Below are 21,410 nucleotides of genomic sequence, written 5' to 3'. Positions count from 1 at the left end.
AGATGACAATACAATGGGAAACAATACGTGAGTATGATGAAATTTTATATGAAAAATATAATGGGATTGCGAAAGTGTCCATCAACCGACCACATGTACATAATGCATTCACGCCAAAAACGACTGCTGAAATGATTGATGCATTCGCAAGGGCGCGTGATGATTCCAGCATTGGTGTCATTATTTTAACAGGTGTAGGCGGCAAAGCATTCTGTTCAGGCGGAGACCAAAAAGTACGCGGAAATGGCGGATATGTGGGTGAAGATAACATTCCGCGTCTAAATGTTCTTGATTTGCAACGCTTGATTCGCGTAATTCCAAAACCAGTCGTAGCCATGGTTGCAGGATATGCAATTGGTGGCGGTAATGTCTTGAACGTGGTATGTGACTTGACGATTGCTGCTGACAATGCAGTTTTCGGACAAACTGGACCGAATGTGGGAAGCTTTGATGCTGGTTATGGTTCTGGCTACCTGGCACGTATCGTAGGTCATAAAAAGGCGCGTGAAATCTGGTACCTATGCCGTCAATACAACGCACAGGAAGCATTGGATATGGGATTGGTCAACACGGTCGTACCATTGGACCAATTAGAAGCGGAAACGGTTAAATGGTGTGAAGAAATGCTTGAGAAGAGCCCGACTGCACTTCGTTTCTTGAAAGCGGCAATGAACGCTGATACGGATGGCCTTGCAGGTCTTCAACAATTGGCTGGTGACGCAACACTTTTATACTATACAACAGAAGAAGCAAAAGAAGGCCGCGATGCATTCAAAGAAAAACGCACTCCGGACTTTGGGCAATTCCCTCGTTTCCCTTAATGAATCGCGTGAATCGATGAGACTGACAGCTTGGCGGAAAATCGCCGGGCTGTTTTCTATATCAAAATGGAAGAGGGGAAGCAGCAATGGCAGAAGAAAAGTTGCCGAACTGGCTGAAAAATCGGGCGCATCTTTCACCGGATCGCCCGGCAATTGAGTTTGAAGGTCGTACGTATAGCTTTCTTGAACTGCATACACTATCGGAGGAGATGGCTGGTAAGCTGGCAAGCATTGGTCTGGGCGCTGGCGATTCATGCGCGGTTTTGCTCCGTAACCATATTGATGGTGTTGTCGTTATCCATGCACTATTTTATCTCGGTGTGAAGATTGTGATGCTGAATAATAAGCTAACGGCAAAGGAGCTGTCCTGGCAGGTCGAGGATAGTGGAACTGCCTATCTGGTTTCAGAAGGATCCTTCTCTGGCAAACTCTCTGATATTGGTGAGATTCTCCCGGATATAAAGCTTCGTTTAATAGAAGAATTGCCGGATGAAGGCACGGCAGAGATACTTCAAGAGTTTTACCTTGAGGATACCGCTACGATCATGTATACATCTGGTACGACAGGAAATCCAAAAGGGGTGATCCAAACATTCGGCAACCATTGGTGGAGTGCCGTAGGGTCTGTTCTGAACCTTGGATTGCATGAGGAGGATTCTTGGTATTGTGCGGTTCCGATCTTTCATATTAGCGGTTTATCCATCTTGATGAAAAATGTGATTTATGGCATGAAAGTCGTTTTGGCGGAACGTTTCGATGAACGGGAAGCAAACCGGAGCATTCAGGAAAATGGCGTGACGATCATTTCGGTCGTGACGGCGATGCTGAATAGGATGGTGCAGGATATGAAGGGAACAAGCTATCCGGAAACCTTTCGCTGTTTCCTGTTGGGCGGGGGTCCTGCACCCGTCCATTTACTTGAAGTATGTAAGGAGAAAGGGATTCCCGTCTATCAATCATATGGGATGACCGAAACGTCTTCACAGATTGTGACACTGGCACCGGAGTATAGCATGACAAAAATCGGCTCAGCAGGAAAGCCTTTGTTTCCTTCGCAGTTACGGATAGAGAAGGACGGTACTATATGTGAACCGAATGCAGTGGGTGAAATCGTGGTTTCAGGTCCGAATGTGACGAAAGGCTATTTTAATCGGATGGACGCTACACAGCAGGCCATTACCGATGGATGGCTTTATACTGGGGACCTTGGTTATCTCGATGAGGAAGGCTTTTTATATGTGCTTGACCGACGCTCGGATTTAATCATCTCCGGCGGTGAAAATGTCTACCCGGCCGAGATTGAAAATGTCCTTAGTAAGCACCCTGATGTTTTCGAAGCGGGAGTGACGGGGACTGACGATGAAAAATGGGGCCAGGTTCCACTTGCTTTTGTCGTTTTGCATCAAGGTTCAGAGCTTGATGAGAGCGAACTGCTGGAATATTGCAGGGAGTATTTGGCATCCTATAAAATTCCTCGGAACGTGATTTTTTGTAAGGAGCTTCCCCGGAATGGCGCAAGCAAGCTTCTGAGACGGGAACTGAAGAAGGAAATGGGGGAATGGCAATGAAGTTATCCTCCATTTCCCTAAAGCTCATTAAGGCCCCTTTAAAGCGGCCCTTCAAGACGCATCTCGAAACGGTAATCGATCGGGAAGTGATAATTGTCGAAGTCATGGATGAAGACGGATTGGTTGGATACGGGGAAGCTGTCCCTTTTACAAGTCCTTGGTATACCGAGGAAACGATCAAAACATGCTTTCATATGTTGAATGACTTCTTAATCCCGCTGACATTGGCCAGTCAGTTTAGGCATCCTGATGAGCTGCCGAACATATGGAGCGGAATCAGGCGGAATGCGATGGCCAAGTCTGCTATAGAGCAGGCACTCCTCGATTTATATGCGAAGCAGAAAGGAGTCTACCTCGGACGGCTGTTTGGCGGCGAACGAAGTGAAGTGCCAGCTGGTGTAGTCGTTGCATCCAATGATATTGAAGACGCGATGCGCCAGATCGAGGATTTTTCCGGATCTGATTATCAGCGTTATAAAATAAAAATCAATCCTCAAAATGATCTGGAGTTTTTAACGGAAATACGCCGGGCCTATCCCGATATCCCGCTAATGGCAGATGCCAATTCAGCGTACACGCTTGATGACATCCCACATCTTCAGAAACTTGATGTCTTTAAGCTGATGATGATTGAACAGCCGTTGGGACATGACGACATTGTGGAGCATTCATTTTTACAGAAACAGCTGCAGACACCCATTTGCCTTGATGAAAGCATAAATTCATTTCATGATGCCAAAAGTGCGCTGTCGCTCCAGAGCTGTGGGGTGATCAACATTAAAATGGCTAAAGTCGGCGGCTGGATGGAAGCTGTAAGGATCCATGATCTATGCCTGGGAAATGGTGTGCCCGTTTGGTGCGGCGGTATGATTGAATTTGGCATTTCACGTGCACATAATATTGCACTTGCCACATTAAAAGGGTTCACGATTCCCGGGGATATATCATCTTCATCCCGTTATTGGGATGGAGATATAATCGATCCTGAAGTCATTGTCGAAAATGGCATGATCCAAGTTCCCGATAAAGCTGGAATCGGTTTTGCCATCAATGAAAAGCGGCTAAAGGAATTGACTACATATAGTAAATTGTACAAGTGAAAACATCAAAGGAGGTGCATTCCCCACCTCTTTTGATCAAATATTGATAATCCTCTATCTCCTTTTACTCCCCTGGTCCATGTAACTCACCCATTTGGTATTTTTTTGGACGGAACCCCACCCTTTTGGAAAATGATTTTAATAGGATACTAACAAATATCAGTTTGTAGACAAAAGGGAGGTTCGATTGCTATCATCTCGATCGATGATTTTAAAAGAAAACTTGGTTACTCCTGCCGAATAACTGGCTAGCCGAGACCTTGGAGAGGTTGAATAAATTCGTCAACGGCCGAATAAATTGCGGTGAAGTTCGAAAAAATTCGTGTTCGGTCGAATAAGTTCGTGAACGGTCGAATAAAGTGCAGTGTATGTGTCGAATAAGTTCATGAACGGTCGAATAAAGTGCGGACCATAAAATTCAAAACAAGACTTGGTCATCCTTCATGGTTACTTATTATAAAACCTTCATTGGATTGATGAAATTTGCGACACTCCTGCCGAATAACTGGCTTGGCAGCCAGTCGGCGGAAAGGGAGCGGATATCTGAAATCAACCTGGAATTTTTATTAACTTGTCTAAAGTCTGCAAATCTTTTTTATCTCCAGTATTGCTTTATAAAATGGGTTTTTAGAGAAGAAAAATCATTTAAATGGCCGGATAAATCATATTTTTTTCAGAAAATGGGGCTTTGTCTATTTTTTCTTTATTGGATTATTTTGTATAATGAAATTAAAAGAATGGCAACCAAGGGAAAGGGAGGGGAGAGTGTATGAAAAAACCGTACCTTATTGCGGAAATTCTACTAAGAAGAGGAATGCCTGACTATGTCATAAAAGAAGTGACGGCTTTGGAGGAGTGCGAGCTATTTCTTTTGAAGAGAAAGTGGGGCCAATATGACCGGAAGACAGGTGCGTAAAGAATAAAAAAGGGAACCGTTTCAAGCCGGTCCCCATGCGTTTTAAGTTTTTTTAAGCCGATACCTATTGACTGGACGGCCTATGCTGCCATACTGTACGTCAAGCTGAAGGACTTCTTCGCCATGCAAGTATTCAAGATAGCGCCTTGCTGTAACTCTGGCGATTCCAATCCCATCAGCCACTTCTTCCGCAGATAGTGACCCAGGCTGGGTCTGTATGAACTTCGTCACTTGCTCAAGAGTCGCGCCATTCAATCCTTTGGGAACATCATATTTCGGACTCGCTTCAGAATGTGTTTTATTTTGAAAGAGAATTCGGTCGAGCTGATTTTGAGAAATTTGATGGTCAGGTTCAACCTCCATCCGAAAAGCAAAGTATTGTTCCAGCGTATGTTTTAGCCTATCGAATTTAAATGGCTTGATTAAATAGTCAAAAGCCCCGTTCTGTATCATTTTTCTGATCGTTTTCTGATCATTTGCCGCTGAAATGATAATGACATCCACATCAATTTGCTCTTTTCTGATTTGATAAAGTGTATCAACCCCGTTTAATGACGGCATGAAGATGTCCAAAATGACAAGGTCGGGTTTAGAATGCCTGATTTTTTCCAGACCTTCAAGCCCATTTGAAGCTGTATCAACGACTTTAAAGGCAGGCAGGCGCTCGATGAACTGTTTGTTGACCTCTTGGACCATTGGGTCGTCTTCAATTAAAAGTACACGAATTTCGTTAGTCATTTTGGTTCTCCTCTATATCGTGCATCGGAAAAGAAAGAAAAAAGCTTGTTCCTTCGTTAGGGCGTGTCGTGAATTTCATTTCGCCGTTCGCTTTTTTTACAATTTGGTCTATTAGATAAAGACCAATTCCTGATCCTTCCGCACCTTTTGTTGTAAAACCATACTCGAATATATCTTTATGAATGTCCTCGGGAATGCCGGGTCCATTATCCTCAAGCACGATTTGACAATGACGTTCATCCTGGTAGATGGATAGATAAACCTGTTTTGTTTCCTCTGAACAATGCTTTAGCGCTGCGAATGAGTTTTCGATAAGGTTTCCGATTATCAAAACAAAATCGTGATGATCCAAATCAGCGGGGAAGCGGTCCAATTTCGTGTGCTTGTCCATGATGAGCTCGATTCCGAGTTCCCGTCCCAAGGATATCTTACTTAATATCAGCCCCACTAAATTATCATCGTGAATGTGCTTCGTTAAAAACCTGGTCAATTCCTCTTGTTCTTCCGTGATCTGAAAAATGTAATGCAGAGCTTCGTCAAGATTTCCTAGCTGGATCAATCCTGCTATCGTATGAAGTTTGTTCATATGTTCATGGTTTTGGACACGCAGGGCTTCAACGAATGCTTTGACACTAGTCAACTCTTCAGCTAGCTTCGTCACATCGGTGCGATCCTGGAAAATCGCCACGGCACCGATCGTTTTATCCGCAATCTTTATCGGTACCCGGTTGCTTACAATATTCCTGTTTTGAACGGAGATTTCCTGATTGAAGATGGGAGATGTCCGGTCGAGCACTTCCGGGAGACGGGTATCATGTATAATATCATTGATATTCTTGCCTATGACCGCACCGTTGATATTGAATATTTGCTTAGCCTTTTCATTGAAAATCGTGATTGTCTGATTATTATCTATGGCGATGACCCCTTCATGCATGGCATTGAAAGCGGCAGTCCTTTCAACCAACATCCGTGAAATTTCATGTGGTTCAAGTTGGAAGGTCTCTTTTTTTATCCTTCGTGCCATGAGCCATGAGCCGCATACCCCGAATAGGAGTGTAAGGACCAGGATAATCGCGATTTCGCCTTTCAAGTCCTTGATTAATTCCGGTATCGTAGGCAAGATATTTCCAACCAGTACGACGCCGATTTGCTCTCTATCTCTATCAAGGATCGGGACAAATGCGCGGACGGAAATGCCAAGTTCGCCAGCCGCCTTTGAAAGGTATTCGTGTTCAGCGAACGCAGCGCTTTCATCGCTGCTGTCCGAGGGGGTTCCCAATTGGCTGAACACCGGGTGGGAATAGCGTATATGCTGATTGTTGAGTACAACTATATAATCCGCTTGATGGATTTTCCTTAAGTTTTCAATAATCGGATTAAGCTGCGTCCATCCTTCAGGCTCACGGACCAATTTTTGTACTTCAGGGAGTTCGGCAATGGTATGGGCAGTAATCATGGATCGTTTGCCGATTTCATCTTCCCTGACCGAAACGATATTTCCGAATATAAAAATCCCGCCTATTAGTATCGAAAAAGCGACGATTACGAATGATAGAAGGGTGATTTTAAATTGAATGGGCATATGAAAGGATTTATCCATTATTTTTCCTCCATTACTTCTATACTTTATAGTAACAGAATTTCTATCACTTTTCGCTATTTTTCGCGCATTGTATTACGACAGCAAAAAGCTGTGATAGAATAGTGATAATGTGAAGTGAGCGGTGAGGAGTTGTCGGTATGCGTGCATTATGGGGGTACTTCTTATTAATTGGCTTGGGGCTGTTGATAGCCGTGTATATATCCTTTCAATCGTTCTTTACAAGCTTCGGTTTCAATTTGCCGAAGGATGAGGAACAGGTCGGGATGAAGGATCAAATCGTGATTAAGTTCAGTCATGTTGTTGCCGAAAATACACCTAAAGGGCTTGCTGCGAACCGATTTGCCCAACTTGTCGATGAATATACAGATCATCGTGTCATAATTGAAGTTTATCCTAATCAGTCATTATATAGCGATCATGAAGAAATCGAAGCATTACAAGAAAACAAGGTGCAGATGATTGCTCCAACTACATCTAAAATTACGAGCATATCAAAGAAATGGATGCTATTGGACCTCCCTTACGTCTTTCCGACGGACGCTGCCTTGCAGGAAGCGTTGAATGGGGAAGTGGGGGAAGAGCTGCTTAAGCAGCTGAATACCATCGATATCGAGGGACTCGCATTTTGGTCGAATAACTATAAACAGATTACAAGCAGTAAACCGATACGGCATCCAAGTGATTTTGCAGGAAAGAATTTTAGGATCATGCCAAGTGCAGTCCTGGAAAGCCAATTCAAGCATTTTGGGGCGACAACTTCTGAGCTGGAGTTTAATGACACGTTTAAAAGCCTTGAAATCAATGAAACGGACAGCCAGGAAAATACGATTTCGAATATCTATTCCAAGAAATTATATGAGGTGCAAAAATATTTAACGATCAGTGATCATGGCTATTTAGGGTATGTTGTCATGATAAACAAGCCGTTTTGGAACAAACTCCCGTTGGACATTCAGCAGCAAATCCAACGGGCGATGGATGATACAACGAAATGGCTTTGGATCAAATCAAATGAATTGAATCAGGAACAGCTTTGGGAAATCCAGCAAAAATCGAATATCGACATCTATACACTTTCAGATGAAGAAAAGAAAGAATGGATGGATGAGATGAGCGTCATCTATCCGGAATTCGAATCAACGATTGGAACCGAATTGATGATGGAAATGGAAAAGATCCGTGAGAAGCACTTAAAGGAATAACGAAAACATTCATTAAATGATGGGTGACAAAAAAGGAGCGGACCCCAAAGGGCCCGCTTTTTTCCTATTGCAATGCAGTTTGCAGTGTCTTGATATTTTTTTCCATTAAACTGAAGTAATCTTCGCCGGCTTCGATATCTTTATCCGTCAATACGGAAAGGTTATGGAGCTCAAGTGATTTAGCTCCCATTTCCTTTTGGATGATCTCGGTTAGTTTAGAACTGATATTCTGCTCAAAGATGACGTAGTTCAAGTCTTCTTCTTCAGCCATGGTTACGATTTTTCCCAGTTCCTTTTGAGAAGGTTCGTTTGAAGACGTTAGCCCTGTTACGCCAATTTGTTCCAATCCGTAGCGTTCCTCCCAATAACCATATGCAGAATGGGAAACGATGATCTTATTGGTACGGCCCGACTCGATCGTAGTCGCGAATTTTTCATCAAGTGCCTTAAGCTTTTCGGAAAGCTTGTTGAATTGGCTGTTGAAATATTCTTCCTGTTCCGGCATTTTTTTCGTTAATTCGTCCTTGATGGTTTTAGCCATATCAATGGAATAGATGGGATCTAACCACAAATGCGGATTGACGCCCCCATGGTCATGGCTGTCTTCTTCATGAGCATGTTCGTCTTCATTTGGATGTTCCTCTTCGTGTGCATGCTCGTCTTCATTTGCATGTTCATCTTCATCAAGATGAACCGTTTCGCCTACCGCGATTGTTCTGACGCCTTCTTTGCTTAGAATTGGTTCAGCCTTGGTTACAAAGCCTTCAAGATTATAGCCAATATAGAAAAACAGGTCTGACTCAGCCATTTTTACAATATCTTTTTGAGAGGGTTCGAATGAGTGTTCATCCGTACCGGGAGGATAAACCGACTCGACATTTACATACTCCCCGCCAATGGCTTCCGTGAAGTATTGTAAAGGGTAAACCGTTGTATATATATCTAAGGCATCCTTGGTTTCTTCTTTACTCGATTCTCCCTTTGAGTTGCCGCAGGCTGACAGAAATAGCGCAGTGACAAGGAAAAGTGAGAGCAATGCTCGAATTTTCATATGAAATGCTCCTTTATAATTCGTATTGATTACGATTTGAATTTTATGTGATAAAAACGAAATGATTACGATTTGACTTCTGTATGATACAAAAAATTGCAAAAGAAAGCAAGGTTTTTTTCTATTAGTCCTCACTTTTTTCTTTTTTTTCAGGAACAAGGTCAATGCCTCCTGGATGAAACGGATGACATTTAAGAATCCGGATGAGTGCTAACCAGCTTCCTTTTATAGGTCCGAAACGATTGATCGCTTCCAAACCATAATGGGAACAAGTTGGGTAAAAACGGCAGGTAGGCGGTTTTAATGGAGAAAGAGCAACTTGGTAAAAACGGATGATTCCCATTAATATTTTTTTTAACACAATGCTTTCATCTCTTTTCGAGTAAATTGACTACCCTCAATTATAGCATATCTTCTACATTTCCAATAAGGGTAAAAAAGGAATAAGCATATTGGTAATCCGATTGATATAATGAGAATTAATTTTAAAGGATGAAATATATTGATATTCAAGGTAAAATAGAGATGACATACAATTAAGGAGTGAATTAAATGCCTTCAGTTGAAAGCTTTGAATTAGATCATAATGCTGTTAAAGCCCCATATGTTAGACATTGCGGTGTCCATAAGGTAGGAACAGACGGTGTTGTTAATAAATTTGATATCCGTTTTTGCCAGCCGAATAAACAAGCGATGAAGCCGGATACGATCCATACCCTGGAACACTTGCTTGCATTCAATATCCGTAAGCATTCCGAGCGCTACGATCACTTTGATATAATCGATATTTCGCCAATGGGCTGTCAAACAGGATATTACCTTGTGGTCAGCGGCGAGCCGACAGTTACGGAAATCATCGATGTTCTTGAAGATACATTCAAGGATGCTGTTACAATTACCGAAATTCCTGCTGCAAATGAAAAACAATGCGGCCAAGCAAAATTGCATGATCTTGAAGGAGCAAAGAAATTAATGAATTTCTGGCTTGCACAAGATAAAGAAGAACTTCATAAAGTTTTCGGATAATGAAAAAGGTTCCCGTCATTTTTTGACAGGAACCTTTTTTATTTTTCGGATTCTTCCTTTTTCCCCTCATCCTCTGGCAAAGGGTCAATGGGATCCACTGTATGCTTGTAGCTGTAACCTTTTCCGATAGTTAGGACGGATAGTGCCAATACAATCAGAATCACAATAATGGAGATAACTAAAACCGTAATCATACTTTACAGCTCCTAACGTTCACAATTTAGATTCATTTTAGCATAAGAACCGAGTCAGATAATGTTTCAATTTTCGAATAGAGGGAATTATAAAGGTATAACCAACTTACGGAGGTAGATATTTATGGCTCAGAACAAATTAGGAACTTTAGTGAATAAGGAAATTGCAAACTTCAGTGTTCTTTATACAAAAATTCATAATTACCACTGGTTCGTAAATGGACCGCACTTCTTTGAACTTCACCAAAAATTGGAAGAGTTATATAAAGAAGTGACAACCAACTATGACGAATTGGCTGAAAGGTTATTGGCCATTGGTGAAAAGCCCGTTGCTACTCTTAAAGAATACCTGGAATTAACGACGATCGAAGAAGCGACAGGTAATGAAAATACAGAAGATATGGTTCAAAGCGTCATCAGTGATTTTGAGAAGCTTTCCGAAGAGTTCTTGGAAATTATCGAAGTTGCGGAACAAGAAGATCCGGTTACGGCTGATATGCTGACAGGCATGAAGAAAAGCTTAAACAAACATGCTTGGATGCTGCGTGCGTATTTAGGACATTAAGATATAGGAAAAGCCCAACTTCGGTAGGGCTTTTTTTATGGACAAAATCAAAACAATAAAAAAGGCATCCATCAAAAGAGGGACACCTGACAAGGTATGTATTAGTGAATATTCCTAGGCGGAAAATGTGTAGGTTTCGTGTCGTTCATACTATTTTGAGCGAACTTCCCTTTTAACGTTTCAATAATGTAAAGGCCCATTAAATTGGTTAGTTCTTGATCATCCATCTCTTGAAGCAATTCGAAAATTTCCTTGCGGTCAAGCTGTTCCAGAACCGCAAAAGTAAGCATATCAATATCTTCTTCATCACCAGTCATCTTATCACGGTACATATTGTATAATTCTTCAATTAACTTCAAAACTCTCACCTCACATTTATTAGAAATCCGTTATCTCTTTATATGTAGGTTATCAAAAAAACCTCTGGGTGCATATAAAAATCTTAAGGGATGCTTGGGCTTATTATATGTTTTACCCTTTGAAAGATACTTTAATCTATTATTTAACATCTTTGTTCTCCTTTAAACAAAATTTTCCATTGTATGAAGTAGGGAAATACGTGAAAAATAAGCGTAGGATATATGGAAAGGGTGGATGAATGTGTCTGAAAACAGGAAAAAATATTACATTTGGCTTCCGAATGGGCAGATAACACAAGATAGGGAAAGTTCTCCATGGAATTTTGAGATTGAGGCGTCGGATAATGAAATAATCAAATTACGTGAATTATTTGATTCTAATTATTCAGCAGGGGAAGAAAATTTTTACCGGGCACATGTCCCATACCTTCAATATCATTTTGACCGTGAAAATGATAAACAGGATATCACTCTCCAAAAAATCTACGAGATGATTTATGCTCTGGGTACTGAAGAAGGAAGACGGCATATAGAAAGCATGGGGATTTTACAGGCAAAACCAACTGACGATGGCCTCGAGTATTGAGGGTCCATCGTTTTTTTGATGTGATGCAGATTCTGGCTGGATAGTGGTTTTTTTTACCCATATAATGAAAGAAGGGACATAGCATTATTTCTTATACGGAGAGAAGGGGAAAAATGAAACGTTTTCTTGATAAGAACGGATATAAGGTGGAATTCTCCGAGAGTCCTGTCTTTGGAGAGTCTTGGCATGTTTTTGTGCTTAGCAGATATAAGGGCAGGTGGGTATTGACCAAACACAGAGAACGGGGATTGGAGTTCCCTGGAGGAAAGCGGGAAGCAGGGGAATCGATTGAAGAAACGGCCATACGGGAGGTGTATGAAGAAACAGGAGGCTTGGTGGGCCAGCTGCAATTTTTGGGACAATATAAAGTACATGATCCAGTGAAGCCATTCGTTAAATCAATATACTATGCTGCATTGCGTGAAATAGAGAAGAAACAGAATTACCTGGAAACGGAAGGCCCGATCTTTTTGGAAGCATTGCCGGATGTACTCGGTGAGGAGTTTAGCTTCATCATGAAAGATGAGATTGTACCGTTGAGCTTATCAAGGCTGGATGATGGCATTTTGCTAAGAAACGAGTAAATGGCTGGAACTCACGAGTAAAACGCCGAAACTCACGAGTAAATGGCTGGAACTCACGAGTAAAACGCCGAAACTCACGAGAAAACCCTGAAACTCAACTAAATTCATGTTTTATCTCAGCATGAATGAAAAACTGCCGAGGGTTATCGGCAGTTTGGTTAGTCTTTGATTAATTTTCGCTCGAGCAGTTCGACCAGTTGATACATGATTGTGGCAAAGACGGCAATGATCATCAAGGCAAGCATTACGAGGGTGAAGTTGAAGACTTGAAAGCCATAAATGATTAGGTAGCCGAGTCCTTTCGCCGAAACAAGGAATTCCCCGACGATGACGCCGACCCAGGAGAGGCCGACATTTACTTTCAATGTCGAGATGATCGTTGGGAAGGAGGCGGGTAATATGGCTTCCCGAAAAGCTTGTGTTCTTGTGGCGCCAAAAGTTTGGAGTACTTTCAGGTAGTTCGGGTCCACTTCGCGAAATGCGGTGTAGACGACGATGGTGGTGATGATGATGGAGATGATCGCCCCCATCGAGATGATGGATGGAAAGCCGGGGCCGAATGCTACGATGATGATGGGGCCGAGTGCCACTTTCGGCATGGCATTTAAAATGACGAGATAGGGGTCAAGTGTTTTGGATAATCTTGGTGACCACCAAAGCAGGGATGCCAGGATCGTTCCAAGCAGTGTACCTATGATAAAGCCGAGAACGGTCTCGAATAGCGTCACTCCGGAATGGGATAGCAGGGTTCCATCACCCAATTTCTGTATGAAAAGATGCCATACTTTAGTTGGGGAGCTGAAGATGAGCGGATCGATCAATTCCATCCTGGATAAAAGTTCCCAACTGCTGAAAAAAACGATGAAAATCAGGATCTGATAAAAGCGGATGAGCCTGTTTTCTTTTTTTAATGAGGTTTTATATTGGTTATGAAGCTGTTCAATATTCAAGGCTCTCAAGCTCCTTCCAGATCGTTTGGAATAGTATCTGATACTGTGGATGGTTGCGTGCATGGAAAGGCGTGAGTTCACGCAGTTCATCGGGCACCTTGAATGTTTTGTGCACGCTTCCTGGGTTTGCGGAAAACAGATAAATGCGGTCACTCATTGCAATGGCTTCACCGATATCATGGGTGACGAGCACGGCTGTCTTTCCGAAGGATTTCAGGGTTTCAAAAACAAGGTCTTCCAGCTTCAACTTCGTTTGGTAATCAAGTGCAGAGAAGGGTTCATCAAGCAATAGGATTTTTGGGTCGACCGCCAGTGTCCGTGCCAGTGCAGCCCTTTGCCTCATTCCTCCAGAGAGTTCGCGCGGATATAATTTTCCGGTGCCTCCCAATCCAACATCACTTAAAAGCTTCAGCGTTTTTATTCTCTCAAGCCCTTCATCCTTTTTAATCAGTTTCAATCCTAATAAAATATTTTCTTCTATCGTCTTCCATGGAAATAGATAATCCTGCTGCAGCATATAGCCGATTGAAAGGTCACTGTTGGCTTTCAGCGGTTTGTTTTCGAGTAGGATCTTTCCCGCAGTGGGCGGAAATAGCCCGGCGATGATGGAAAGCAGGGTGGTTTTTCCGCAGCCGCTCGGACCTAGAAAAGAGACGAATTCACCTTTTTCAATGTCGAGGGAAATGTCCGCTAGTGCGGTCGCTGCCGTCAGATTTGAAAAATAAGTATGGTGAATGTCTTGAATTTTTAAAAAGCTCATCGGACATACTCCTTACCTTTATCTATGCTATTTTGTGACTTCTTCAGCAAAATCGGTATTGACCAGCTCTTCATGGCTTATACGTGAAGGCAGCTCGCCTGCTTCATCCATGATGTTTTGCAGATTGTTCCATTCTTCTTCATCTAGAATGGGGTCGGTGGCAAAGGATCCTTGTTCTTTGTAGCGGTTGATAACTGTTTCCATCGTATCGATATTGGTATCTTCAAAATACGGCTGAATGACTTCGGCAATTTCGGCAGCATCATTTTCCTGAACCCAATCCTGTGCTTTTTTCAATGCCCTCGTGAATTTTTCGACAGTCTCTTTGTCTTCTTTCAAATAGCTTTCCTTAGCCATATAAACCGTATAGGGAAGATGCCCGGACTCGGTGCCGAAAGAAGCGACGATATAGCCTTTTCCTTCTTTTTCAAACACGCTGGCCGTTGGTTCAAACAGTTGAACAAAATCGCCGGTCCCGGAAGCGAAGGCAGTTGCGACATTCGCAAAATCAATATTCTGGATGAGGTTCAAATCTTTTTTCGGGTCGATATTATGTTTTTTCAATACGAACTCGCCGGCCATTTGCGGCATTCCGCCTTTTCGCTGGCCTAGGAATGTAGAGTTTTTCAGCATATCCCAATTGAAGTTGTCAATTTTTTCACGTGAAACAAGAAACGTTCCATCCGTCTGTGTTAATTGAGCGAAGTTGATGACGGGGTCGTTCGAACCTTGTGCCTGAACGTAAATCGATGTTTCAGAGCCGACTAGAGCAATATCCGCACCATCTGAAAGAAGTGAGGTCATCGTCTTGTCGCCGCCTGCCGTCGTTTTCAAATCAATGCTTAGACCCTCGTCTTTAAAAAATCCTTTTTCAATCGCTACATATTGCGGTGTATAGAAAAGGGAGCGGGTTACTTCGGCAACCCTGACCTTCGTTGTTTCCTGTTCCTTGTTGCCGCATGCTCCAAGCGGGATTACCAGCATGCACAGAAGTAAAAATACGACACCTGCTTTACACCATTTTTTCAAAATTCCTTCCTCCTTGATATCTAGGTATTTTGCCTACATTATCGTATGAACGGAAGAAAAAAATGTGAATGCCTCTCAGGGGATAAAAACAAGCGGATGTTTTACAATAAGAATAAAGAGAAAGGAGAGTGGAAATTGGAGAACGGAACGATTATTTCAAAACGGCGATTTCCATCACCGCATCCACAAATCCATCTTTATTCAGTTACGTACATATCACAAGGCCTGAAGGTAAAGGGGTTGCTAGCTGAACCGGTTGATGGCGAAATACATGATGCCTTCTTATATTTACGCGGCGGGATTAAAAATGTCGGCAAGGTAAGGCCCGCAAGGATCGTTCAGTATGCCGTAGAAGGTTTCATCGTTTTTGCCCCTTTTTACCGTGGAAATCAAGGCGGAGAGGGAGATGAGGATTTTGGAGGCGAAGACAGATTCGATGCGATATCAGGATTCAATCTTCTTGAGCAGCACCCCCGAGTGAACAAGGATCACATTCATATCCTCGGATTTTCCCGTGGCGGAATCATGGCACTTTGGACTGGTATATACTGCAGGAATGCAGCTTCGATCGTCACATGGGGAGGAGTGTCGGATATGTTTTTAACATATGTCGAACGTGTCGATATGCGTCGGATGATGAAGAGGGTCATAGGCGGAACACCTAAAAAATGCCCCGATCAATATGAGTTCCGTACTCCATTGTTTGCGATTGAAGATTTGAATGTACCCGTCCTGATCATTCATGGTGAAAAAGATGACAATGTCGCCATTGAACACGCGTACCGGTTGGAAAAAAGGTTGAAAATGCATGACAAAGAGGTAGAAAGCTGGTATTTCCCTCAATTCACGCATTACTTCCCACCGGCCGTGAACAGAAAAGTAGTCGAAGATTTAACATCTTGGATGAAAAGTAAAACCGAATAATGATAGAATGAAGTATATTCTAAGTATATTGGTAAGAGGAGGAGATACACATGGGCATGCCTATGGAGCTAAATACCATGATTGTTACAAAAGGGAACGAAACCCGTGAAGAAGAAAACATTTTTCGGCTGTCGAAAGCCGGTTACAGGTTATACCCTATCGATATTCCAATCGATGTCCGCAAAACGATTCAATCTGACTCAAGCGGAACAGCCATAATCCAAAAAATTGAATGGACCAGTGAAAAGACCATCATTACGTACCAACTGCTATCACTGAACTCTACTAATTAAATAGACAAGCGCTTGCCGGGAATAGTCTTCGCTGCAAGCGCTTTTTTTTGAATGTGTTGCATAATTCGACCAAACGCTCGAAAAATTCGGCCTGTGCGCCCATAATTCGACCTGCGCACCAACTAACTCGCCCACACAAATCAATAATCCAATAACCGACACCATATCACCGCAAAATCCCAGTTGGATATTCAACCTTCGAAATAATCGTCACTAAAAGAGTGGTAAAATGGTGTAAAGCGCATGAGGTGGGTGATTTGGTGATTTTGGTGAGTTCTTGTTTAGCGGGTCTTGAGGTAAGATACAATGGTACACACAGCTTGGATGATGGAGTTATGGAATTATTGAGGGAGAAAAAGGCTATAGCGGTTTGTCCTGAGTTGCTTGGCGGTTTTTCGACACCGAGGGAACCTGCTGAGATAGTTGGCGGTGAAGGTGGGGATGTCCTTGATGGAAAAGCGAAGATCATCGAAAAGTCGGGCAGGGATGTAACGGAATTGTACATAAAGGGAGCGAATCTTACGTTATTGAAAGCCCAGGAGGTAGGGGCGACGTTAGTCGTTTTAAAAGAAAATAGTCCATCCTGTGGGAGTGCCACGATTTATAATGGGGAGTTCAAAGGGGAGAAGAAGGTCGGGAATGGAGTGACCGCTGCTTTGCTTAAGCGGCATGGATTCACGGTCATTTCAGAGGAAAGGTTATTCGATTATCTGGATGAAATATGAGTAATGGCAATTTAGATAGTGCTTTTGAAAGAAGGGGAAAACAGGGAGGAAATCAATCTCTATACTTTGCTATTTTTAGTACTTGCGGGTTTTATTGCCGCATTCATCGATTCAGTTGTGGGCGGGGGCGGTTTAATTTCCATTCCGGCTTTATTGTTCACGGGGATTTCGCCTTCAGCGGCACTTGCCACCAACAATCTGGCGGGTACAATGGGATCTTTAACGAGTACGATTTCATTCATTCGGGCTGGAAAAGTGGATTTCAAATTCGTCATCAAGCTGTTTCCGATTACTGTAATTGGAGCGGCGTTAGGAGCATACGTTGTACATTTCGTTTCCGCAGAGATACTTAAGCCCCTCATTTTGATTTTGCTGGTCATTGTTGCGATTTATACGTTGGTAAAAAAGGATTGGGGTAAAGATGCAAAGTATCAAGGGCTGAAAAGGAAGAAAATGATTCTTTTGATAGTCATAATATTTGCAATCGGTTTTTATGATGGTTTTCTTGGACCAGGCACAGGTTCCTTTTTATTATTTCATTTCTGATCATTGGGTTTGATTTTGTCCAGGCTGCCGGGAATGCAAGAATATTGAATTTTGGAAGCAATATTGCCGCACTTATTATTTTTTTATCTATGGTGACCGTCAATTTTGCCTATGGAATTCCGATGGGTCTGGTAATGGTTGCAGGAGCATTGGTAGGAACGAACTTCGCCATTAAGAAAGGTGCTTCCTATGTACGTATATTATTCATTTGCGTCACGATTTTATTAATGGGAAAAATGTCCTTAATTATTTTCGTGTGTTTTGATGGCTGGTTTCCGCGAATGATCCCTAGTAAAAATGGCCGGGGATACAAATCGCATTTTCGCCATTTTTAGATTCATTTTGTGAAATTCAAGTCCCAGTGAATGCCAAATTGATCCTTGACCTTACCATACTTAGCTCCCCAAAAGGTATCTTGCAGTTTCATTAAGGATAATCCTTTTTCACACATAACATCATATAAATGCTGGATTTCCGATTCGCTTTCACATTCGAGGACCAACGCAACATTATTCCCGACTTCAAAGGGATTGCCTGGAAACGTATCAGATACCATGATCAGCATATCGCCATTTTTGATTTTGGCATGCAAAACAAGGTCATTCGCTTCTTCAGGTGTTGGGAAATCAGCTTCCCCGTAGGTTTGCAGTTCGGTAATCTCTGCATGAAATACCTTCGCATAAAAGGCTAATGCGTCCTTTGCTTGTCCATCGAAGATTAAATAGGGGGTAACTTGATTTTTCATACTAATCCTCCTGTTTCGTGTCATGATTATCAATTCGACAGCGAGATCTTATCCTCCTTTATATTCACTGGGAAAAGCATGCAGGCACCGATGGCTTAGCTGCATTTTAGATTGTGAATCATGTTCAGTTCCCCATCAGAAAAATTAAAATCATATTTCCTTATCAAAACAAGCTTCGCAGATGAAACTTCCTTCATTTTTTAAATAGGCCTTTATTTCAGTCATCCCTTTACGCTTCGGATGACGCATTTTCACAAGAATGACTTCATCCCCCTTGATTTCTTTACCGCATTTAACAAATTTAGGATCTTCCCCGAACACTTAAGCACCTCCAGCAATTTAAAAATTTTCAATCTAATTTGATTGACTTCAATGAGCCTTGATCTACCCAAACTATCACATAGGTATCTAACATATTCAAATTCAATTTAGTATTAGTTATGTACTCTTTGCTTTAAATCTGGCGCTAATGAAAGAGCAAATGAAAATATGAAGTAGCCGTTTCAAAAACTGACTGAATAGAAAAAGCCTGCCGCTTACGTGACAGGCTTTTTCTCATTATCTTATTTTTCTTGAGCTTTTTTCATAATGGAAGGGGGGATTTCATTCCGCAATGCGTTAATAGGATTTCAACTATCCGTTTTGAAGCGAATCCATCTCCATATGGGTTGGAAGCTGTCGCCATTTTTCTATAGGCCTCTTCACTTGTAAGCAGATTATTGGTCAATTGGAAAATTCGATCTTCATCAATCCCTGCCAATAAAAGAGTACCAGCGTCGATTCCTTCCGGACGTTCTGTTGTATCGCGCAGCACGAGAACGGGAACACCCAGTGATGGGGCTTCTTCCTGCACCCCTCCGGAATCTGTCAGGATAAGATGTGATCGCGCCGCAAAATTATGGAAATCAATCACCTCTAAAGGTTCTATTATATGCAGCCTATCCGTATCGTTGAAAATCTCATGAGCGATTTCGCGAACGACTGGGTTTTTATGAATGGGGAAAACAACTTGGATATCCCCGTGTTCATCCAGAAGCCGTTTCACGGAACGGAATATTCCTTCCATGGGTTTTCCGATATTTTCACGGCGGTGTACGGTCATTAATAGCATTTTATCACCATTCAACCCGGAGATGATCGGATGCATGTAGTCTTTTTGTATCGTTGTTTTCAAGGCATCGATGACAGTGTTGCCGGTAATATGGATATAATCATTGTTTTTATTTTCCGATAGGAGATTTTCAGCAGCCCTCTTGGTAGGCGCAAAGTGCAAGTCAGCCAAGACTCCGGTCAACTGTCGATTCATTTCTTCAGGGAACGGTGAATGCTTATTCCAGGTTCGAAGACCAGCCTCAACGTGTCCAATCTGTATCTTATTATAGAAAGCGGCCAAGCTTGCGATGAAGGTTGTCGTTGTATCCCCATGTACGAGGACGATATCCGGTTTTATATCTTTCATGAGCGAACTCAATTTTTCAAGCCCTCGAGTTGTAATCTCTTCTAATGTTTGTCTATCCTTCATCATATCCAAATCGTGATCTGGCTTTATTTGAAAACATTGCAAGACTTGGTCGAGCATTTCCCTATGCTGGGCGGTGACCACCACGATGGTTTCTATTTCTTCTTGATGCTTTTTCAGTTCCAAAACGACTGGTGCCATTTTGATAGCCTCTGGTCTTGTACCAAATACGGTCATGACCTTTATACGTTGTTTAGGCATGCTCATTTCCTCCCCTTCTGAATGTCTCCCTCATTATAACGGGAAGTTCATGGGAAATATAAAAACGAAACAATAATTAACGGAATTTTTACAATATTAATGAGGACTTTATATTTCTTTAACCTTCAGTTAATATTTGGCATTTACAATATAAAGCAGGAAGCATAGCTAAGCAGAATAGAGGTGATAGGCGAATATGAAAAGCGTCCTGATGATCGTGCAAAACTTTTATCCGGAAATCGGAAGTGCGGGAAATAGAATGAAAAATATATATCTCCATTTGAAAAGAAACGGATTTGAGGTAACGGTCATCACATTGAAGCCGAGTTATCCTAATCAAAGTTTATATCAAGATACAAAGTTTTGGGATGAAGAAAGCATTGAAGAAGATGTCATCAGGATTAAACCGGACAAAGTGAAGAGGTATACAAGCAATATGGGGAAGCGGTTGCTTCATTATCTTGAAGCGATGTGGCTTTTCATTTATACAATCATCCGTCTCGAAAAAAAATATGATTATGTGTTTGCCACGACCCCGCCGATCTTTCCGACATTGGCGGCGTTGATCGCCAAGAAAAAGATGAAGGCGAAACTCATTACCGATGTCAGGGATTTATGGCCGGAATCGTTGATAGGAGTTGGCGTATTTACTAATAAGTGGGTTTTGAAAATAGCTTTCTTTCTGGAAAGGAAGCTATATCGGCATTCAGATTTTATTATCATCAATAGTCCTGGTTTCAGGGATTATATCGTTGCAAAGGGAGTCAAGGAAGAAGCCATCCAATACATCCCTAATTCGCTTACTGCGGATGAGCTGACGTTAAAGAATATGCTTACACCCGTATCGGAAAAAGTAATCAAGGTCGTTTATGCGGGGAATATCGGACTGGCTCAGGACTTGAAAAAACTGATAGCCGTAGCTGAAAAGCTAAGGGAACATAAACAAATCGAGTTCTCGATGATTGGATATGGATATCGGATATCTGAAGTGGAGAAGGAGATAAGCTCTAGAGGGCTGACTAATATTAAGATGATTAATGCGATGAATCGAAGAGTGACTCTTCATGAAGTTTCAACGTCCCATATTGCCTATGTGAGCTTGGTTGAAAAAGAAGTCTTCAATAAGGTGCTGCCTGGTAAAATCATCGATTATATGTGTGTCGGAAAACCCATTGTCGGTGATGTGGACGGCAGGGCCAAGAAGATGCTCTCAGAGGCGAAATGCGGGTTGGTGGCAGAGAGCAGAAATGTTGATGAAATCTGTCAGCATATCTTGACCATGGCCTCGGACCCAGCCCTTCGTGAAGAACTGGGGGAAAACGGTCATCGGTATGCTAAACAACATTTTCAATGGTCTAAAAATATTAAAGGTCTCATCAATGTGATGGAAGCGTCAGGCTGA

The 21,410-nt window shown here is 42.2% G+C and carries 27 protein-coding genes; 15 read left to right on the top strand and 12 right to left on the bottom strand.

Annotated features, from left to right (window positions below; all coding sequences use genetic code 11):
• Positions 1–2 precede the first annotated feature (2 nt).
• The 4 genes from menB to Q8G36_RS16175 all read left to right on the top strand — a co-directional run bounded on the left by menB (position 3) and on the right by Q8G36_RS16175 (position 4,405).
• Positions 3–821, top strand: coding sequence for a 1,4-dihydroxy-2-naphthoyl-CoA synthase (gene menB, locus Q8G36_RS16190; RefSeq protein ID WP_241581657.1), 819 nt, complete (start codon positions 3–5; stop codon positions 819–821).
• An 86-nt stretch (positions 822–907) separates the two neighbouring features.
• Positions 908–2,389 carry an o-succinylbenzoate--CoA ligase gene (locus Q8G36_RS16185; protein ID WP_305160869.1) on the top strand — a complete coding sequence of 494 codons (1,482 nt, stop codon included), beginning with the start codon at positions 908–910 and terminating at the stop codon, positions 2,387–2,389.
• Entirely contained in the window at positions 2,386–3,489 is a 1,104-nt protein-coding gene (gene menC, locus Q8G36_RS16180; protein ID WP_305160885.1) for an o-succinylbenzoate synthase, read from the top strand. Before Q8G36_RS16185 ends, menC begins: the two co-directional genes overlap by 4 nt.
• 769 nt (positions 3,490–4,258) lie before the next feature.
• Positions 4,259–4,405 carry a hypothetical protein gene (locus Q8G36_RS16175; protein WP_264895834.1) on the top strand — a complete coding sequence of 49 codons (147 nt, stop codon included), beginning with the start codon at positions 4,259–4,261 and terminating at the stop codon, positions 4,403–4,405.
• Positions 4,406–4,447: 42 nt separating this feature from the next.
• Here Q8G36_RS16175 and Q8G36_RS16170 read toward each other — a convergent pair whose 3' ends face one another.
• Positions 4,448–5,143 (bottom strand): response regulator, encoded by a 696-nt coding sequence (locus tag Q8G36_RS16170; protein ID WP_305160868.1) that lies wholly within the window; start codon positions 5,141–5,143, stop codon positions 4,448–4,450.
• Positions 5,136–6,746 carry an ATP-binding protein gene (locus Q8G36_RS16165; RefSeq protein ID WP_305160867.1) on the bottom strand — a complete coding sequence of 537 codons (1,611 nt, stop codon included), beginning with the start codon at positions 6,744–6,746 and terminating at the stop codon, positions 5,136–5,138. The genes Q8G36_RS16170 and Q8G36_RS16165 overlap by 8 nt, the downstream gene beginning before the upstream one ends.
• Before the next feature lie 140 nt (positions 6,747–6,886).
• Between Q8G36_RS16165 and Q8G36_RS16160 the strand changes: the two genes are divergently transcribed.
• Positions 6,887–7,951 carry a DctP family TRAP transporter solute-binding subunit gene (locus tag Q8G36_RS16160; protein ID WP_305160866.1) on the top strand — a complete coding sequence of 355 codons (1,065 nt, stop codon included), beginning with the start codon at positions 6,887–6,889 and terminating at the stop codon, positions 7,949–7,951.
• 64 nt (positions 7,952–8,015) lie between these two features.
• Here Q8G36_RS16160 and Q8G36_RS16155 read toward each other — a convergent pair whose 3' ends face one another.
• Both Q8G36_RS16155 and yidD read right to left on the bottom strand, forming a co-directional pair.
• A complete protein-coding gene (locus Q8G36_RS16155; protein ID WP_305160865.1) occupies positions 8,016–9,002 on the bottom strand; it encodes a metal ABC transporter solute-binding protein, Zn/Mn family in 987 nt (328 codons plus the stop codon).
• A gap of 124 nt (positions 9,003–9,126) precedes the next feature.
• Positions 9,127–9,363: a membrane protein insertion efficiency factor YidD gene (yidD, locus tag Q8G36_RS16150; protein ID WP_305160864.1), complete on the bottom strand. Its 237-nt coding sequence runs from the start codon at positions 9,361–9,363 to the stop codon at positions 9,127–9,129.
• 191 nt (positions 9,364–9,554) lie between these two features.
• Here yidD and Q8G36_RS16145 point away from each other — a divergent pair, with 191 nt between their 5' ends.
• On the top strand, positions 9,555–10,028 hold the full coding sequence (locus Q8G36_RS16145; protein WP_305160863.1) for an S-ribosylhomocysteine lyase: 474 nt from the start codon (positions 9,555–9,557) through the stop codon (positions 10,026–10,028).
• Positions 10,029–10,066: 38 nt separating this feature from the next.
• On the opposite strand, the gene ytzI is transcribed toward Q8G36_RS16145, so the two are convergent.
• Positions 10,067–10,222 carry a YtzI protein gene (ytzI, locus tag Q8G36_RS16140; RefSeq protein WP_305160862.1) on the bottom strand — a complete coding sequence of 52 codons (156 nt, stop codon included), beginning with the start codon at positions 10,220–10,222 and terminating at the stop codon, positions 10,067–10,069.
• Positions 10,223–10,346: 124 nt separating this feature from the next.
• Here ytzI and Q8G36_RS16135 point away from each other — a divergent pair, with 124 nt between their 5' ends.
• Positions 10,347–10,787 carry a Dps family protein gene (locus Q8G36_RS16135; RefSeq protein ID WP_096341202.1) on the top strand — a complete coding sequence of 147 codons (441 nt, stop codon included), beginning with the start codon at positions 10,347–10,349 and terminating at the stop codon, positions 10,785–10,787.
• Positions 10,788–10,888: 101 nt separating this feature from the next.
• Here the strand turns inward: Q8G36_RS16135 and Q8G36_RS16130 are convergent, their stop codons facing one another.
• The gene (locus Q8G36_RS16130) at positions 10,889–11,155 is read right to left on the bottom strand and encodes a DUF6154 family protein (protein ID WP_370694063.1); all 267 of its coding nucleotides are present in this window, start codon (positions 11,153–11,155) and stop codon (positions 10,889–10,891) included.
• A 226-nt stretch (positions 11,156–11,381) separates the two neighbouring features.
• Between Q8G36_RS16130 and Q8G36_RS16125 the strand changes: the two genes are divergently transcribed.
• Both Q8G36_RS16125 and ytkD read left to right on the top strand, forming a co-directional pair.
• On the top strand, positions 11,382–11,732 hold the full coding sequence (locus Q8G36_RS16125; protein ID WP_305160861.1) for a hydrolase: 351 nt from the start codon (positions 11,382–11,384) through the stop codon (positions 11,730–11,732).
• Between the two features lie 113 nt (positions 11,733–11,845).
• Positions 11,846–12,316, top strand: coding sequence for an RNA deprotection pyrophosphohydrolase (ytkD, locus tag Q8G36_RS16120; protein ID WP_305160860.1), 471 nt, complete (start codon positions 11,846–11,848; stop codon positions 12,314–12,316).
• A 158-nt stretch (positions 12,317–12,474) separates the two neighbouring features.
• Here ytkD and Q8G36_RS16115 read toward each other — a convergent pair whose 3' ends face one another.
• Genes Q8G36_RS16115 through Q8G36_RS16105 form a run of 3 tightly spaced genes read right to left on the bottom strand, consistent with a single transcriptional unit; the run spans position 12,475 to position 15,010 of the window.
• Complete coding sequence (locus tag Q8G36_RS16115) at positions 12,475–13,266, bottom strand: ABC transporter permease (RefSeq protein WP_305160859.1); 792 nt, start codon at positions 13,264–13,266, stop codon at positions 12,475–12,477.
• On the bottom strand, positions 13,256–14,026 hold the full coding sequence (locus tag Q8G36_RS16110; protein ID WP_305160858.1) for an ABC transporter ATP-binding protein: 771 nt from the start codon (positions 14,024–14,026) through the stop codon (positions 13,256–13,258). The genes Q8G36_RS16115 and Q8G36_RS16110 overlap by 11 nt, the downstream gene beginning before the upstream one ends.
• Before the next feature lie 27 nt (positions 14,027–14,053).
• Positions 14,054–15,010, bottom strand: coding sequence for an ABC transporter substrate-binding protein (locus Q8G36_RS16105; RefSeq protein ID WP_305160884.1), 957 nt, complete (start codon positions 15,008–15,010; stop codon positions 14,054–14,056).
• Positions 15,011–15,190: 180 nt separating this feature from the next.
• On the opposite strand from Q8G36_RS16105, the gene Q8G36_RS16100 reads away from it, so the two are divergent.
• The 5 genes from Q8G36_RS16100 to Q8G36_RS29310 all read left to right on the top strand — a co-directional run bounded on the left by Q8G36_RS16100 (position 15,191) and on the right by Q8G36_RS29310 (position 17,878).
• Complete coding sequence (locus tag Q8G36_RS16100) at positions 15,191–15,979, top strand: alpha/beta hydrolase family protein (protein WP_305160857.1); 789 nt, start codon at positions 15,191–15,193, stop codon at positions 15,977–15,979.
• Between the two features lie 50 nt (positions 15,980–16,029).
• Positions 16,030–16,272, top strand: coding sequence for a DUF2584 domain-containing protein (locus tag Q8G36_RS16095; protein WP_305160856.1), 243 nt, complete (start codon positions 16,030–16,032; stop codon positions 16,270–16,272).
• 260 nt (positions 16,273–16,532) lie between these two features.
• Entirely contained in the window at positions 16,533–16,997 is a 465-nt protein-coding gene (locus Q8G36_RS16090; protein WP_305160855.1) for a DUF523 domain-containing protein, read from the top strand.
• Positions 16,998–17,015: 18 nt separating this feature from the next.
• Entirely contained in the window at positions 17,016–17,543 is a 528-nt protein-coding gene (locus tag Q8G36_RS16085; RefSeq protein ID WP_370694062.1) for a sulfite exporter TauE/SafE family protein, read from the top strand.
• 44 nt (positions 17,544–17,587) lie between these two features.
• The gene (locus tag Q8G36_RS29310) at positions 17,588–17,878 is read left to right on the top strand and encodes a hypothetical protein (protein ID WP_370694061.1); all 291 of its coding nucleotides are present in this window, start codon (positions 17,588–17,590) and stop codon (positions 17,876–17,878) included.
• 2 nt (positions 17,879–17,880) lie between these two features.
• On the opposite strand, the gene Q8G36_RS16080 is transcribed toward Q8G36_RS29310, so the two are convergent.
• From Q8G36_RS16080 to wecB, 3 genes are all read right to left on the bottom strand, one after another.
• A complete protein-coding gene (locus tag Q8G36_RS16080) occupies positions 17,881–18,288 on the bottom strand; it encodes a VOC family protein (protein ID WP_305160854.1) in 408 nt (135 codons plus the stop codon).
• A gap of 150 nt (positions 18,289–18,438) precedes the next feature.
• Positions 18,439–18,609: a Fe3+ hydroxamate ABC transporter substrate-binding protein gene (locus Q8G36_RS16075; RefSeq protein ID WP_305160853.1), complete on the bottom strand. Its 171-nt coding sequence runs from the start codon at positions 18,607–18,609 to the stop codon at positions 18,439–18,441.
• A gap of 262 nt (positions 18,610–18,871) precedes the next feature.
• Positions 18,872–20,008, bottom strand: a complete 1,137-nt coding sequence (gene wecB / locus Q8G36_RS16070) for a non-hydrolyzing UDP-N-acetylglucosamine 2-epimerase (RefSeq protein ID WP_370694060.1) — start codon at positions 20,006–20,008, stop codon at positions 18,872–18,874.
• A gap of 196 nt (positions 20,009–20,204) precedes the next feature.
• Between wecB and Q8G36_RS16065 the strand changes: the two genes are divergently transcribed.
• Complete coding sequence (locus Q8G36_RS16065; protein WP_336622969.1) at positions 20,205–21,410, top strand: glycosyltransferase family 4 protein; 1,206 nt, start codon at positions 20,205–20,207, stop codon at positions 21,408–21,410.

Origin of the sequence: Peribacillus frigoritolerans (assembly GCF_030676415.1) — a bacterium.
Lineage (GTDB): Bacteria > Bacillota > Bacilli > Bacillales > DSM-1321 > Peribacillus > Peribacillus frigoritolerans_A.
This window is presented reverse-complemented; position numbering and strand designations above follow the sequence as displayed.